Genomic DNA, 16,016 nt, shown 5'->3' with positions numbered 1-16,016 from the left:
CCGATACGTTGCCGTATACACACTTTCCAGGCGTGCTCCTTCAGCCACTCGGACACCTCACCATATTGTATTTCTGCCTGACCACTTGGGGGGCAACGGGGCGCTACTATAGGGAGTTGCGCTAAAACGGTCAAGCAGAATTTACATATTCACTGTCGTTTGCTCATGCAATAGACATAATCCCCGCCCAAACTGGCGCGGGGAGGCAAATTAGCGCTGTGAATCCAACATTTCGTTGTTTTTCACCACATCCTGCGCTTTGCTGTAGCTTTCGATCAGCAGTTGATAGGCCGGGAATACCTGAGTATAAACGTCGGCCCACGCGGCGGCGTCTTCACGGTTCCAGGTGCCTTGCAGCTCAGAGGCGACCGCGGCAGTATCCATTGGTACGACGCCAGCCTGTACGATACGCGCCAGGGTGATCTCCTGCGCCATCTTACTGTAGGTGCCGGATGCGTCGATCACGGCAAATACCTTATAACCTTCCGCTACCGCGCTAATGGCCGGGAATGCCATGCACACGCTGGTAATCGTCCCGGCAATGATCAGCGTCTTACGACCCGTCGCTTTTACCGCGTTCACGAAATCTTCGTTATCCCAGGCGTTAATTTCACCTTTGCGTGCAATATACTGCGCATGTGGCGCATTAGCGTGGATCTCTGGGATCAGCGGGCCGTTCGGACCTTGCGGTACGGATGCCGTGGTAATGACCGGCATTTTCGCTAACGTCGCCATCTTCGCCAACGCCGCGGCGCGAGCGCGTAATTCCGGCATTGGCATATCGCCTACGGTCTGGAAAAGACCGCTTTGATGATCGATTAAAAGCATCACGGAATCGTTAATATCAATTACCGGGCGCAAACCATTAAAATTAGCAGGACTTGACATCGTGTTCTCCTTCATGTTTTCAGATTTGGCCAAAACGGCCGGAGTTGAAATCGCGGACTGCTTCTGCGATCTCTTGTTTCGTGTTCATAACAAATGGGCCGTAACCCACAATCGGTTCATTCAGCGGCTCGCCTGATAACAGCAATACGCTGGCGTCGCTGCTGGCCTCAAGGTGCAGCGTTTTCCCTTGCTGGCTCAACACCACCAGTTGCGCTTCGTTGACCGGCGTCGTGCCGTTCACCGTGATATTGCCTTTCAGTACCACCAGCGCGGTGCTCCATCCTTCCGGCTGTGCCAATGTAAGCTGGCGATTGCGTTGCAGGCGCATATCCCAGACATTGAGCGGCGAGAAAGTGTGCGCCGGGCCTTTTGTCTCTTCATAACGCCCTGCAATGACCCGCACGACTCCGGCGTCATCCGGCAACGTAACGGTCGGGATAACATCGTGGGTAATGCTTTGATAACCCGGGGTGGTCATTTTGTCCTTCATTGGAAGGTTAACCCACAACTGCACCATTTCCAGTTCGCCGCCCCGACGGGTAAACGCGTCGGAATGGAACTCTTCATGCAAAATGCCTGCGCCTGCGGTCATCCACTGAACGTCGCCCGGGCCGATAACGCCGCCGCGACCGGTAGAGTCCCGATGCTCGACTTCGCCACTATAAACAATCGTCACGGTCTCGAAACCGCGGTGTGGATGCTCTCCAACGCCGCGTTTTTCATTACCCGGCGTAAATGTGTGCGGCCCGGCATAATCCAGCAGCAGGAATGGACTCAACTGCTGCGCATGTGACTGATAAGAAAAGAGTGAACGAACCGGAAATCCATCGCCAACCCAGTGCGGGCGAGGTGCGGTATAGACGCCTGTAATCTGTTTCATGGTGTTCTCCTCAGTGGCGTTGTCTTGATGTGAATAAGCTTATATTCATGACAAAAGGTTCGGTAGTGGCTAAAATGGCTCATACCGTTCCATTAATAGGACAATGTAATGATAAAAACGGATCTCAATGATTTTGCGTGGTTTGTGCATGTGGTCGAAGAGGGTGGGTTTGCCGCGGCGGGGCGTGCGCTTGATGAACCAAAATCAAAACTGAGCCGGCGTATTGCGCAACTGGAGGAACGGTTGGGCGTGCGATTGATTCAGCGAACCACCCGGCAGTTTAACGTTACCGAAGTGGGACAAACATTCTATGAGCACTGTAAAGCGATGCTGGTGGAAGCTCAGGCGGCGCAGGATGCCATTGCCGCATTGCAGGTAGAACCTCGCGGTATCGTGAAGCTAACCTGCCCGGTGACGTTGCTGCATGTACACATCGGCCCAATGCTGGCGAAGTTTATGGCGCGTTATCCTGATGTTTCGCTACAGCTTGAAGCGACCAATCGTCGGGTGGACGTCGTAGGGGAGGGGGTGGATGTGGCGATTCGCGTCAGGCCGCGCCCGTTTGAGGATAGCGACCTGGTGATGCGCGTCCTGGCTGACAGAGGGCATCGCCTGTTTGCCAGCCCGGATCTTATCGCACGGATGGGAATCCCTTCCGCGCCGGCGGAGTTGAGCCATTGGCCAGGGCTAAGTCTTGCATCCGGCAAGCATATCCACCGCTGGGAACTTTATGGCCCGCAGGGCGCACGTGCGGAAGTCCATTTTACCCCGCGTATGATTACCACCGACATGTTGGCGCTACGCGAGGCGGCGATGGCGGGCGTGGGGCTTGTGCAGTTACCTGTCTTAATGGTGAAAGAACAACTGGCCGCCGGTGAACTGGTTGCGGTGCTGGAAGAGTGGGAGCCCCGGCGGGAGGTTATTCATGCTGTGTTCCCATCCCGGCGAGGATTATTACCTTCCGTACGTGCGTTGGTCGATTTTTTGACGGAAGAGTATGCGCGGATGGTGGAAGAGTAACCGGCTCGTCATTCATCGACTTAATGGACGCAAAAAAGGCCGGTTAAACCGACCTTTTATCCAGCCGCCCTTCAGGGCGTGAGGAGACAATTAGCGACTACGGAAGACAATGCGGCCTTTGCTCAGGTCGTACGGGGTCAGCTCAACGGTCACTTTGTCGCCCGTCAGGATGCGGATGTAGTTCTTACGCATTTTACCGGAGATGTGTGCAGTAACCACGTGACCGTTTTCTAACTCTACGCGGAACATGGTATTAGGTAACGTTTCGAGAACGGTACCTTGCATTTCAATATTGTCTTCTTTGGCCATCTAATCCTCTGGGGTATCACTACCATAATTTGAACCGGCAAGATAATGCCGAACTTCTTTTGATAAGTAAAGATTTGTGCGTTTAAAACACAGCAAACCAGGTTTAGCACATGATTCCGCGACACACGACAACGCCGCGTTATACACCTTTTCCCTGATACTACCGCCTGATGTATCGACATAAGCGCAACATATAAGGGAACGGTGAAATAAACGATGGGCGTTACCTGACAACGGGCTGCGGGATAATGAGCTAAACCAATTCTGCGGCAGCAATTATAACACCCCAATAAAAAATGTGCCGAAAACATTCACTTCCGGGGCAAAAATAATGTCCGCGGCACCCAAAAACGGGAGGCCAGCGGCTGTTGGCGTAAGGCCGCGAGGTGATCGAGGTAGTCACGACGTGGAATTTCAATGGCACCGAGCGAGGCGGTATGACTATTAAGTACCTGACAATCAATAAGTTTACCGCCGTGACGGGTAAATTCAGCGCAAAAAACCAGCAGTGCGGTTTTAGAGGCATTCTCCTGGCGGCTAAACATCGATTCGCCGCAAAACAGCGCCCCCTGCGAGACGCCATACATCCCGCCGACCAGTTCCTGATCGCGCCACACTTCAATGGAGTGCGCGTGGCCCAATTCATGTAATCGGCGATAGGCTTCCTCAATACCACGCGTTATCCAGGTGCCTTCGTCACGGTGATTGGCGCATCCATCAATGACCCGATCGAAAGCGTAATTGAGCGTCACGCGGTAAGGGGATGCGTTGTGAAAGCGCTTCATGCTGCGACTGAGGTGAAACTTTTCAGGCCACAGCACGGCGCGCGGATCGGGCGACCACCACAGAATCGGGTCGCCCGGCGAAAACCACGGGAAAATCCCGTGCTGGTAGGCCATTAACAACCGGGCAGGGCTGAGATCGCCGCCCAGCGCCAGTAAACCGTTAGGCTCGCGTAAAGCGCCTTCCGGCGAAGGGAAGGCGATAGAATGTCGGGAAAGCTGAACCAGACGCATGACGGCGAAACTCCAGTACGCAAGTCGGATCGTTCAATAATAGCTTACAGACGTTGTTTAAACTGATAATAGCGCCCTTGTCCGGCTAACAATTCTGCATGAGTGCCTCGCTCAATGATGCGCCCGTCGTCCATTACGATGATTTGATCAAAACGGGCCAGACCGCGCAAACGGTGCGTCACCATCAGGACGGTTTTCTCGCGCATCACATCGGCAAGTAATTCCAGCATTTCGCTCTCGGTGGTCGCATCCAGCCCCTCAGTGGGCTCATCCAACAGCATTAACGGGGCATCGTGCAACAGCGCGCGGGCGATGGCCAGGCGACGAAGTTCGCCGCCGGATAGCAGACGACCGCCTTCGCCGAGCCAGCTATTAAGCCCACTATCTTCGAGCAGATTTTCGAGGCCGACGCGACGCAGCATGTCGGAAAGGGCTTCGTCGCTGGCATTGGGTGCCGCCAGTAATAAATTATCACGCAGCGTGGCGCTGAACAGGTGGACACGCTGCGGCACCACGCTGATAGTCCGGCGTAAGGCGGATTCGCTCAGCGAGGATAGCGGAAGATCGTTGAGCAGAATTTCGCCTTGTTGCGGGTCCCAGGCGCGGGTGAGTAGCTGCAACAGCGTTGATTTTCCGCAGCCGGTACGCCCCAGAATAGCGACATGCTCGCCAGGATTAGCCTGTAATGAGAGGGCATTGAGCGCATTAATCGGCTGGTCGGGATAACGAAACGAAACGTCCCGCAGGGTGAGTGTGACCTTTTCCGGCGCGGGAGTTTCTGCCTGCGGAAAGGTCACCTCCGGTTTTTGCTCCGTTAATTCAGTGATACGAAGCGCAGAGGCGATAACCTGCCCCAGATGCTGGAATGCGCCGGTAACGGGCGCAAGCGCCTCGAAAGCCGCCAGCGCGCAGAAGACAAACAGCGCGATGAGCGCGCCGGGCTGCGTATTGCCGCCAACGCCGCCGGAGGCCATCCACAACATTAACATCACCGCCAGCGCGCCAATCAGCAGCATTAACGCCTGTGATAAGGCGGTCAGTTCAGACTGTCGGCGTTGGGCCTCATGCCATTGTAATTCGGTGGCTTCCATTTGCGCCCGATAGCGTTTGCTGGCGCCAAAAATGGTGAGTTCCGCCTGGCCCTGTAACCATGACGTGAGCTGTTGGCGATACTGACCTCGTAGATGCGTCAGATTTTGGCCGGTATTTTTGCCGGCGCGATAAAACACCGGCGGCATAATAAACAGCGTCAACAGCATAATGCCGCCCAGCGTGATCGCCAGCGTCACGTCGAGAACGCTAAGCCCCAGGGTGACAATCATAATCACTACAAAAGCGCCGACCAGCGGGGAGATGACGCGCAAATAGAGATGATCCAGCGTGTCGACGTCGGCAACGATGCGATTCAGCAGTTCACCTTGCTGATATCGCGCCAGACCCGCGGGGGAGAGCGGTAGAAGTTTGCTGAAGGTGTAAATACGCAGATGTTGCAGCACGCGGAACGTGGCGTCATGACTTACCAGACGTTCAAAATAACGACCGGCGGTACGGGTAATGGCCGCGCCGCGCACTCCGGCTGCCGGGAGCATATAGTTAAAACTGTAAATTCCCGCGAAGCCTGCGATAGCGGACGCGGACAGGAACCAGCCGGAAAGCGTCAGCAGCCCGATACTGGCAAGCAGGGTCAGGATTGCCAGCGCAATTCCCAGCGTTAGCATCCATTTGTGGCGTTTATAAAGCGTCAGATAAGGGAGTAGCGCGCGCATTTAAATATCCTCCTGACGGTGAGCCAATAACGTCGCAAAAGCGCCGTTGGCGGCGCTGAGTTCGGCATAGCTGCCTTGTTCGACAATCGCGCCATCTTGCATAACCCAGATAGCGTCCCAGTCGGCGAGATCTTCCAACTGATGCGTCACCATTAATGTGGTCTGGCGTTTTGACGCCGCTTTTAACGCCTGCATGACGCGTTGCTCGCTGTGAGCGTCCAGGCTTGCCGCCGGTTCATCCAGCAGTAGCAGTTGACAGGGATTAAGTAGCGCACGGGCGACCGCTACACGCTGTGCCTGGCCGACGGAAAGTCTGCTGGCATGATTGCCGAGCGGGGTGTCTACTCCCTGCGGCAGCAGCGGTAAAAACTCGCTTACCCATGCGGCGTCAAGCGCGGCATAAAGTTCCTGCTCGCTGGCGTCCGGGCGCGCCAGTAATACATTTTCGCGTAGCGTCGCCGCAGGTAATTGCGGGTTTTGTCCAACCCAGGAGAGATGCTGGCGCCAGGATTCCGGCGAGAGATCGCGAAGCTCGACACCGTTAATACGCAAAGATCCCTGATAGGAGAGAAAACCGGATAATACATTCAACAGAGAGCTTTTACCGGAACCGCTGCGTCCTACCAGGACGGCGCGTTCTCCTGCCGCTAATGAGAAATTCAGCGGCCCGGCAAGCGTTTTGCCTTCTGGCGAGGTGATAATAAGATTGACTGCGTCAATGGTTACAGGCTCGTTTTCCGCCAGCTCAACTTCGCCGCGTGCCGGGTGGGCGAGGGGCGTTTCCAGAAACGTCTTCAGACTATCCGCCGCGCCAACCGCCTGCGCCTTAGCATGATAAAACGTGCCGAGGTCGCGTAACGGCTGGAAAAACTCCGGCGCGAGGATCAAAGCGAGGAACCCGGCGGCGAGCGTCACACCGGTACCGTAATGACCAAAGTTCAGCTCGCCCAGGTAAGAGAAGCCAAAATAAACGGCGACCAGCGCAATAGAAAGCGAAGTGAAAAATTCCAGCACGCCGGAAGATAAAAAGGCGAGGCGCAGTACTTCCATCGTGCGTTGACGAAAATCCTGCGATGCTGCGCGAATGTTCTCGGTTTCCGCTTCTCCACGACCGAAAATTCGCAGCGTTTCCATCCCGCGCAGACGGTCAAGAAAATGGCCGCTTAGCCGGGCAAGCGCCAGGAAATTGCGGCGGTTGGCGTCAGCCGCGCCCATTCCCACCATTGCCATAAATAGGGGAATGAGCGGGGCAGTGCCCAGCAGAATCAGCGCCGCCGCCCAATTTGACGGGAAAATCGCCGCCACGATTAAGAGCGGTACGCAAACGGCAAGCGCCATTTGCGGCAGATAGCGCGCATAATAGTCATGCATATCGTCAATCTGTTCCAACACCAGCGTCGCCCAGCTACCGGCGGGCTTGCCCTGAATCCAGGCTGGGCCGGCTTGCTGCAGACGATCCAACACCTGACGGCGGATCTCAAAGCGAATATGCTGTCCGGCATGAAAACCGACGCGCTCGCGCAACCACACCACCCAGGCGCGGAGGACAAAGACCAGTATCAGCAGGATAAAAGGGAGCAACAGCGCTTCCCGTGGAATGTTCTCCATGATCATATGTTGCAGGATACGCGCCATGATCCAGGCCTGAGCGACAATTAATACGCCACTCATGAACCCCAACAGGCGGGAAATATTCAACCACCGTTGGGAGATTACGCTTTGCTGTTTTAACCAGCGGGTCAGCTCTTTTTGACGGGTTTTATTCATTGCACGCTTAGCAGGTGAGTTATTAGAATTTCAGGCAGGGGCAATGTTACAACGACGCAAAAATAAAGGCGACTTATAGTCGCCTTTTTTACTTTTGTTACTGATTTGTAAAAACTATTTGCTCGCGTCGGCCAGACCATCGAGATAGCGTTCAGCATCCAGCGCCGCCATACAGCCCGTACCTGCAGAGGTGATCGCCTGACGGTAAATATGATCCATGACGTCACCCGCCGCGAATACGCCAGGGATGCTGGTTTGTGTGGCGTTGCCATGGGTGCCGGACTGAACTTTGATATAACCATTTTCCAGCTCAAGCTGGCCTTCGAAGAGCGCCGTGTTTGGGCTATGACCGATGGCTACGAAAAGTCCGGCGATATCCAGCGTCTCGATATTATCGCTCTGCTGCGTGTCGCGAAGACGCAGACCGGTAACGCCCATCTGATCGCCGGTCACTTCTTCCAGCGTCCGGTTGGTGTGCAGAATGATATTGCCATTTTCAACTTTATCCATCAGGCGCTTAATGAGGATTTTTTCAGCGCGGAAACCGTCACGGCGATGGATAAGGTGCACTTCCGAAGCGATGTTGGACAGATAAAGCGCTTCTTCAACCGCGGTGTTGCCGCCGCCGATCACCGCCACTTTCTGATTGCGGTAGAAGAAACCGTCGCAGGTTGCGCAGGCGGAAACGCCGCGCCCTTTAAAGGCTTCTTCCGATGGCAGCCCCAGATAGCGCGCGGAAGCGCCGGTCGCAATGATCAACGCATCACAAGTGTACTCTGCGCTGTCACCTGTCAGACGGAACGGACGATTTTGCAGATCCACTTTGTTGATGTGATCAAAAATTATCTCAGTTTCAAATTTTGCCGCATGTTCATGCATGCGTTCCATCAGCAGCGGGCCGGTCAAATCGTTTGGATCGCCGGGCCAGTTTTCCACTTCCGTCGTGGTAGTCAGTTGACCGCCTTTTTCCATACCGGTAATAAGTACTGGCTGTAAATTTGCGCGCGCGGCATACACCGCCGCGGTATATCCCGCCGGTCCTGAGCCCAGAATAAGCAGCTTACTGTGTTTGGTCGTGCCCATGAGATCCCCATAGTTGTTGGCAGACAATGAGCAGAATTGTAGGGAATTTACAGACGTAAAAAAAGAGCATAACGATTTTGTTAACAATATGTGTAATAGCATGAACCGATGAACGACCGCGACAGCGACGTTATCATCACAAACTTTAATTAAAATCGGTAACTTATAAGGTGGCGAAATGACAGTTTACCGCCCTCTCTAATGAATAACTGGCATGTTGTACTAAAAATCGATGTTTTGCTTTGACAATCACCTGCTGTTTTGCGAAAACATTCGAGGAAGAAAAAAACTGTGTTATGTATGTGCTGCATAATCATGCATGTAAATACCATGTTTACCGGGCTAGTGAAATCTACGCATGGCGTGGACAGACGCCATTCGTGATGTCGATAGCTGCCGCGAGGCAACGGTCTTCTCACCATAGACCAGGCATTGCGCGCCGTTAATCCCTCTGGGTTTCGGTCTATTGTGATGGGCAGCGACTCTGAACAGTGATGTGAGTAGAGTCAGGCAGGAGTAGGGAAGGAATACAGAGAGACAATAATAATGGTAGATAGCAAGAAGCGCCCTGGCAAAGATCTCGACCGTATCGATCGTAACATTCTTAATGAACTGCAAAAGGATGGGCGTATTTCCAACGTCGAGCTTTCTAAACGAGTAGGACTTTCGCCGACACCTTGCCTTGAGCGTGTGCGTCGGCTGGAGCGACAGGGGTTTATCCAGGGCTATACGGCGCTGTTGAACCCGCATTATCTGGATGCGTCACTTCTGGTATTCGTTGAGATTACCTTAAATCGCGGCGCGCCGGATGTGTTTGAACAGTTTAATGCCGCCGTGCAAAAGCTTGAAGAGATTCAGGAGTGTCATTTGGTTTCCGGCGATTTCGACTACCTGTTGAAAACCCGTGTACCGGATATGTCAGCGTATCGAAAACTATTGGGAGAGACGTTGCTGCGCTTGCCAGGTGTGAACGACACCCGAACTTACGTAGTGATGGAAGAGGTAAAACAGAGTAATCGTCTGGTTATTAAGACACGCTAACACGGAACAGGTGCAAAATCGCCGTAGTTTGATTACACTCCTGTTAATCCATACAGCAACAGTGCCGGGGCAACCCGGTGCTGTTGTCCGTTTTAGCATCGGGCGGGAAAAGCCTGGAACCTGGAGAGCCTTTTTTGAGCCAGGAATATACTGAAGACAAAGACGTCACATTGACGAAGTTAAGCAGCGGGCGCCGACTTCTGGAAGCGTTGTTGATACTTATTGCCCTTTTTGCCGTCTGGTTGATGGCGGCCTTGTTGAGCTTTAACCCTTCGGACCCCAGTTGGTCGCAAACCGCCTGGCATGAACCCATCCATAATTTAGGCGGCGCGCCGGGCGCGTGGCTGGCCGATACACTGTTCTTTATTTTTGGCGTAATGGCCTACACCATCCCCGTCATTATTGTCGGCGGGTGTTGGTTTGCGTGGCGTCATCAGTCTACGGATGATTACATCGACTATTTTGCTGTGTCGCTACGCCTTATCGGCGTGCTGGCGCTGATTCTCACTTCCTGCGGTCTGGCGGCCATTAATGCCGACGATATCTGGTATTTCGCCTCTGGCGGCGTAATTGGCAGCCTGTTAAGCACCACGCTGCAGCCGTTGTTGCATAGTAGCGGCGGAACGATAATGCTTCTCTGTATTTGGGCTGCCGGGCTGACGCTCTTTACCGGTTGGTCCTGGGTAAGTATCGCCGAAAAATTAGGCGGCTGGTTGCTTAATATACTGACCTTCGCCAGCAACCGTACCCGGCGTGATGATACGTGGGTTGACGATGAAGAGTATGATGACGAATACGATGAAGAAACCGACGGCCTGCAGCGTGAATCTCGCCGGGCGCGTATTTTGCGCGGCGCGTTGGCGCGTCGTAAGCGACTGGCTGAAAAATTCAGCAATCCACGGGGCCGTCAGACCGATGCCGCGCTCTTTTCCGGCAAACGGATGGATGATGACGAGGACATTCAGTATAGCGCGCGCGGCGTCGCTGCCGATCCCGACGACGTTCTGTTTTCGGGCAACCGTGCGACGCAGCCGGAATATGATGAATATGATCCGCTGTTAAACGGCCATTCTGTCACCGAACCGGTTGCCGCTGCTGCGGCCGCAACTGCCGTCACCCAGACGTGGGCAGCGTCCGCCGATCCCATAATGCAAACGCCGCCCATGCCGGGGGCTGAGCCGGTTGTCGCGCAACCGACCGTGGAGTGGCAGCCCGTACCGGGGCCGCAAACCGGCGAGTCGGTTATCGCGCCTGCGCCGGAGGGGTATCAGCCGCATCCGCAATATGCTCAACCGCAGGAGGCGCAAAGTGCGCCGTGGCAGCAACCTGTGCCTGTCGCTTCCGCGCCGCAATACGCCGCGACGCCAGCGACCGCAGCAGAGTATGACTCTCTTGCGCCGCAGGAAACACAGCCGCAATGGCAGGCGCCGGATGCCGAACAACACTGGCAGCCGGAGCCGACCCATCAGCCGACGCCGGTTTATCAGCCGGAGCCGATAGCGGCTGAACCTTCCCACATGCCGCCGCCGGTTATCGAACAGCCGGTTGCCACCGAGCCTGAACCTGTCATAGAAGAGACCAGACCCGCCCGTCCTCCGCTTTACTATTTTGAAGAGGTGGAAGAGAAACGCGCCCGTGAGCGCGAACAACTGGCGGCATGGTATCAACCGATTCCGGAGCCGGTAAAAGAGAACGTGCCGGTCAAACCTACGGTATCTGTCGCGCCGTCCATACCGCCAGTGGAAGCGGTAGCCGCCGCCGCGTCGCTTGACGCAGGTATTAAGAGTGGCGCCCTGGCAGCAGGCGCCGCGGCCGCTGCGCCTGCATTTAGTCTGGCTACCGGCGGCGCGCCGCGTCCGCAGGTGAAAGAGGGGATTGGTCCGCAACTGCCGCGTCCGAACCGCGTTCGCGTGCCGACCCGACGGGAACTGGCATCGTACGGTATTAAGCTGCCGTCACAGAGGATTGCAGAAGAAAAAGCCCGCGAGGCGGAGCGCAATCAGTACGAGACGGGCGCGCAGCTAACCGATGAAGAAATAGATGCAATGCATCAGGACGAATTAGCCCGTCAGTTTGCGCAGTCGCAGCAGCATCGTTATGGTGAGACGTATCAGCATGATACTCAACAGGCAGAAGATGACGATACCGCTGCGGAAGCTGAATTAGCCCGCCAGTTTGCCGCTTCGCAACAGCAGCGCTATTCCGGCGAGCAACCCGCTGGCGCGCAGCCGTTCTCACTGGACGATCTGGATTTCTCGCCAATGAAAGTATTGGTTGATGAAGGCCCGCACGAACCGCTGTTCACGCCGAGTGTCATGCCCGAATCAACGCCTGTTCAGCAGCCGGTAGCGCCACAACCGCAGTATCAGCAGCCGCAACAGTCGGTAGCGCCGCAGCCACAGTATCAGCAGCCGCAACAGCCGGTAGCGCCTCAGCCGCAGTATCAGCAGCCGCAACAGCCGGTAGCGCCACAGCCGCAGTATCAGCAGCCGCAACAGCCGGTAGCGCCGCAGCCGCAGTATCAGCAGCCGCAACAGCCGGTAGCGCCGCAGCCACAGTATCAGCAGCCGCAGCAACCGACAGCGCCGCAAGACAGCCTGATCCACCCGCTGTTGATGCGTAACGGCGACAGTCGTCCATTACAGCGTCCGACGACGCCGCTGCCTTCGTTAGATCTTCTGACGCCGCCGCCGAGCGAAGTTGAACCGGTAGATACCTTTGCGCTGGAACAAATGGCGCGTCTGGTTGAAGCGCGTCTGGCGGATTTCCGCATTAAAGCTGATGTGGTGAACTATTCGCCAGGCCCGGTCATTACTCGCTTTGAACTGAATCTGGCTCCGGGCGTTAAAGCGGCGCGTATCTCCAACCTTTCCCGGGATCTGGCGCGCTCATTGTCAACGGTAGCCGTACGCGTTGTAGAAGTCATTCCAGGCAAACCTTACGTAGGGTTGGAATTGCCGAACAAGAAACGGCAAACCGTTTATCTGCGCGAAGTGTTGGATAACGCCAAATTCCGCGAGAATCCGTCGCCGCTTACCGTGGTGTTAGGTAAGGATATCGCGGGCGATCCGGTAGTGGCGGATCTGGCGAAAATGCCTCACCTGCTGGTGGCCGGTACGACCGGTTCCGGTAAGTCGGTCGGGGTTAACGCCATGATCCTCAGTATGCTGTATAAAGCGCAGCCGGAAGACGTTCGCTTTATCATGATCGACCCGAAAATGTTAGAACTCTCGGTCTATGAAGGTATACCGCATCTGCTGACGGAAGTTGTTACCGACATGAAAGACGCGGCTAACGCGTTACGCTGGAGCGTCAATGAGATGGAGCGTCGCTATAAGCTGATGTCCGCGCTCGGCGTGCGTAATCTGGCTGGGTATAACGAGAAAATCGCCGAAGCGGCCCGCATGGGACGTCCGATTCCGGACCCGTACTGGAAGCCGGGCGACAGTATGGATGTTCAGCATCCGGTTCTGGAAAAACTGCCGTATATCGTGGTACTGGTTGATGAATTTGCCGACCTGATGATGACCGTCGGTAAAAAAGTTGAAGAGCTGATCGCGCGTCTGGCGCAGAAAGCGCGCGCCGCGGGGATTCACCTGGTACTGGCGACGCAGCGTCCGTCGGTCGATGTGATTACTGGTTTAATTAAAGCCAACATTCCAACCCGTATCGCTTTTACCGTATCCAGCAAGATCGACTCCCGCACCATTCTTGATCAGGGTGGCGCTGAGTCGTTATTGGGAATGGGGGACATGCTCTATTCCGGACCAAACTCCACCATGCCGGTACGTGTCCATGGGGCGTTTGTGCGTGACCAGGAAGTCCATGCGGTGGTTCAGGACTGGAAAGCGCGCGGTCGTCCGCAATATGTGGATGGCATTACCTCCGACAGCGAAAGCGAAGGTGGTGGTGGCGGTTTTGACGGCGGCGAAGAATTAGATGCGCTATTCGATCAGGCCGTTAATTTCGTCACCCAGAAGCGTAAAGCGTCCATTTCCGGCGTTCAGCGTCAGTTCCGCATCGGCTATAACCGTGCGGCGCGTATTATCGAACAGATGGAAGCGCAGGGTATTGTCAGCGCTCAGGGCCATAACGGTAATCGTGAAGTGCTGGCTCCGCCGCCTTTTGAGTAAACCTGTAAGCCGGATGGCGCTGTGCAGGCTGCCATCCGGCAACAAAATTCAGTATTTTCTTCTTTCCTCATGCTGATTTTTGGCCTGGAATAGAAAGCAAAAGGAGCTCCTGGTCGGGAGTGTCGAAACCTGAGGAATAATGATGAAAAAAATGGCAATCGCCTGTGCATTACTTTCAAGCGTTGTAGCCAGCAGCGTATGGGCTGACGCCGCCAGCTCTCTGAAAAGCCGTCTGGATAAAGTGAGCAGCTTTCATGCCACCTTTACTCAAAAAGTCACCGATGGCAGCGGTGCCGCGGTGCAGGAGGGACAGGGTGATTTATGGGTTAAGCGGCCAAATCTATTCAACTGGCATATGACGCAACCTGACGAGAGTATTCTGGTTTCTGACGGCAAAACGTTATGGTTCTATAACCCGTTTGTAGAACAGGCTACTGCCACGTGGTTGAAAGATGCCACCGGAAATACACCGTTTATGCTGATTGCCCGCAACCAGGCCAGCGACTGGCAGCAGTATAATATTAAGCAGGATGGCGATAATTTTGTGCTGACGCCGAAAGCCAGCAACGGCAATCTGAAACAGTTCACCATCAATGTGGGACGCGACGGGACTATCCACCAGTTTAGCGCCGTAGAACAAGACGATCAGCGTAGCGCCTATCAGCTAAAATCCCAGCAAAACGGCGCTGTTGATCCGTCAAAATTTACGTTTACTCCGCCGCAAGGGGTAACGATAGACGACCAACGTAAGTAGAGGCGATGAGTGAGCAATCTGTCGCTCGATTTTTCTGATAATACGTTTCAACCGCTGGCCGCGCGAATGCGGCCGGAAAATTTAGCGCAGTATATCGGCCAGCAGCATTTGCTGGCCGCAGGTAAGCCGTTGCCTCGCGCTATTGAGGCCGGGCATCTGCACTCCATGATTTTATGGGGGCCGCCAGGGACGGGGAAAACCACGCTCGCTGAAGTGATCGCCCGCTACGCCAGCGCCGATGTCGAGCGTATTTCCGCCGTCACTTCTGGGGTAAAAGAGATTCGCGAAGCTATCGAGCGCGCCCGCCAGAATCGTAATGCCGGTCGCCGTACCATCCTGTTTGTCGATGAAGTGCATCGCTTTAACAAAAGCCAGCAGGACGCCTTTTTACCGCATATCGAAGATGGCACTATCACCTTTATCGGCGCGACCACGGAAAATCCCTCTTTTGAGCTGAACTCGGCGCTCTTGTCGCGAGCGCGGGTCTATCTGCTGAAATCGTTGACCACTGACGATATTGAGCAAGTACTGGACCAGGCGATGCAGGACAAAACGCGTGGTTACGGCGATCAGGATATCGTGTTACCGGATGAGACACGGCGAGCGATTGCTGAGCTGGTCAATGGCGACGCGCGGCGCGCCTTAAATACGCTGGAAATGATGGCTGATATGGCGGAGGCGGATGACAGCGGCAAACGCGTTTTATTGCCCGCCTTGTTGACCGAGATCGCCGGCGAGCGCAGCGCGCGTTTTGATAACAAAGGCGATCGCTTCTACGATCTTATTTCCGCCTTACATAAATCAGTGCGCGGCAGCGCGCCGGATGCCGCCCTCTATTGGTATGCCCGTATCATTACCGCGGGAGGCGATCCGCTGTACGTGGCGCGTCGCTGCCTGGCGATTGCCTCGGAAGATGTGGGTAATGCCGATCCGCGCGCGATGCAGGTCGCCATTGCCGCATGGGATTGTTTCACCCGCGTTGGCCCGGCTGAAGGCGAAAGGGCGATCGCGCAGGCTATCGTTTATCTCGCCTGCGCGCCGAAGAGCAACGCCGTCTATACCGCCTTTAAGGCTGCGCTGGCCGACGCGCGCGAACGTCCTGATTATGACGTTCCTGTCCATCTGCGTAATGCGCCAACCAAACTGATGAAAGAGATGGGCTATGGCCAGGAGTACCGCTATGCCCACGATGAGCCCAATGCCTATGCTGCGGGTGAAGTGTACTTCCCGCCGGAAATCGCGCAAACGCGCTATTATCATCCGACAAATCGTGGTCTGGAAGGCAAGATTGGCGAAAAGCTCGCCTGGCTGGCTGAACAGGATCAAAATAGCCCCACAAAACGCTACCGCTAGTGTAAA

12 protein-coding genes are annotated in these 16,016 nt (G+C 55.1%); 5 read left to right on the top strand and 7 right to left on the bottom strand.

Annotation, left to right across the window (positions count from 1 at the left end):
* Positions 1–210 precede the first annotated feature (210 nt).
* Positions 211–888 (bottom strand): hydrolase, encoded by a 678-nt coding sequence (locus ACLD3P_RS20130; RefSeq protein WP_131046182.1) that lies wholly within the window; start codon positions 886–888, stop codon positions 211–213.
* 19 nt (positions 889–907) lie between these two features.
* Entirely contained in the window at positions 908–1,768 is an 861-nt protein-coding gene (locus ACLD3P_RS20125; RefSeq protein ID WP_000809969.1) for a pirin family protein, read from the bottom strand.
* A 108-nt stretch (positions 1,769–1,876) separates the two neighbouring features.
* On the opposite strand from ACLD3P_RS20125, the gene ACLD3P_RS20120 reads away from it, so the two are divergent.
* Complete coding sequence (locus tag ACLD3P_RS20120; protein ID WP_000597928.1) at positions 1,877–2,788, top strand: LysR family transcriptional regulator; 912 nt, start codon at positions 1,877–1,879, stop codon at positions 2,786–2,788.
* A 90-nt stretch (positions 2,789–2,878) separates the two neighbouring features.
* Here the strand turns inward: ACLD3P_RS20120 and infA are convergent, their stop codons facing one another.
* The 5 genes from infA to trxB form a co-directional block, all read right to left on the bottom strand.
* Positions 2,879–3,097 (bottom strand): translation initiation factor IF-1, encoded by a 219-nt coding sequence (gene infA, locus ACLD3P_RS20115; protein ID WP_001040187.1) that lies wholly within the window; start codon positions 3,095–3,097, stop codon positions 2,879–2,881.
* Between the two features lie 311 nt (positions 3,098–3,408).
* Positions 3,409–4,113: a leucyl/phenylalanyl-tRNA--protein transferase gene (gene aat / locus ACLD3P_RS20110; protein ID WP_001241644.1), complete on the bottom strand. Its 705-nt coding sequence runs from the start codon at positions 4,111–4,113 to the stop codon at positions 3,409–3,411.
* Between the two features lie 44 nt (positions 4,114–4,157).
* Positions 4,158–5,879, bottom strand: coding sequence for a heme ABC transporter ATP-binding protein/permease CydC (cydC, locus tag ACLD3P_RS20105; protein ID WP_001202257.1), 1,722 nt, complete (start codon positions 5,877–5,879; stop codon positions 4,158–4,160).
* Entirely contained in the window at positions 5,880–7,646 is a 1,767-nt protein-coding gene (gene cydD / locus ACLD3P_RS20100) for a heme ABC transporter permease/ATP-binding protein CydD (protein WP_001044531.1), read from the bottom strand.
* Between the two features lie 114 nt (positions 7,647–7,760).
* A complete protein-coding gene (gene trxB / locus ACLD3P_RS20095) occupies positions 7,761–8,729 on the bottom strand; it encodes a thioredoxin-disulfide reductase (protein ID WP_000537406.1) in 969 nt (322 codons plus the stop codon).
* 546 nt (positions 8,730–9,275) lie between these two features.
* On the opposite strand from trxB, the gene lrp reads away from it, so the two are divergent.
* From lrp to rarA, 4 genes are all read left to right on the top strand, one after another.
* The gene (gene lrp / locus ACLD3P_RS20090; RefSeq protein ID WP_000228469.1) at positions 9,276–9,770 is read left to right on the top strand and encodes a leucine-responsive transcriptional regulator Lrp; all 495 of its coding nucleotides are present in this window, start codon (positions 9,276–9,278) and stop codon (positions 9,768–9,770) included.
* Between the two features lie 134 nt (positions 9,771–9,904).
* On the top strand, positions 9,905–13,903 hold the full coding sequence (gene ftsK, locus ACLD3P_RS20085; RefSeq protein ID WP_411006561.1) for a DNA translocase FtsK: 3,999 nt from the start codon (positions 9,905–9,907) through the stop codon (positions 13,901–13,903).
* 142 nt (positions 13,904–14,045) lie between these two features.
* Positions 14,046–14,657: an outer membrane lipoprotein chaperone LolA gene (gene lolA, locus ACLD3P_RS20080; protein ID WP_001519746.1), complete on the top strand. Its 612-nt coding sequence runs from the start codon at positions 14,046–14,048 to the stop codon at positions 14,655–14,657.
* Between the two features lie 9 nt (positions 14,658–14,666).
* A complete protein-coding gene (gene rarA, locus ACLD3P_RS20075) occupies positions 14,667–16,010 on the top strand; it encodes a replication-associated recombination protein RarA (protein ID WP_000067785.1) in 1,344 nt (447 codons plus the stop codon).
* The last annotated feature ends 6 nt before the right edge of the window (positions 16,011–16,016 follow it).

The organism is Salmonella sp. 741265073_HBA (assembly GCF_046569105.1).
Lineage (GTDB): Bacteria > Pseudomonadota > Gammaproteobacteria > Enterobacterales > Enterobacteriaceae > Salmonella > Salmonella enterica.
This window is presented reverse-complemented; position numbering and strand designations above follow the sequence as displayed.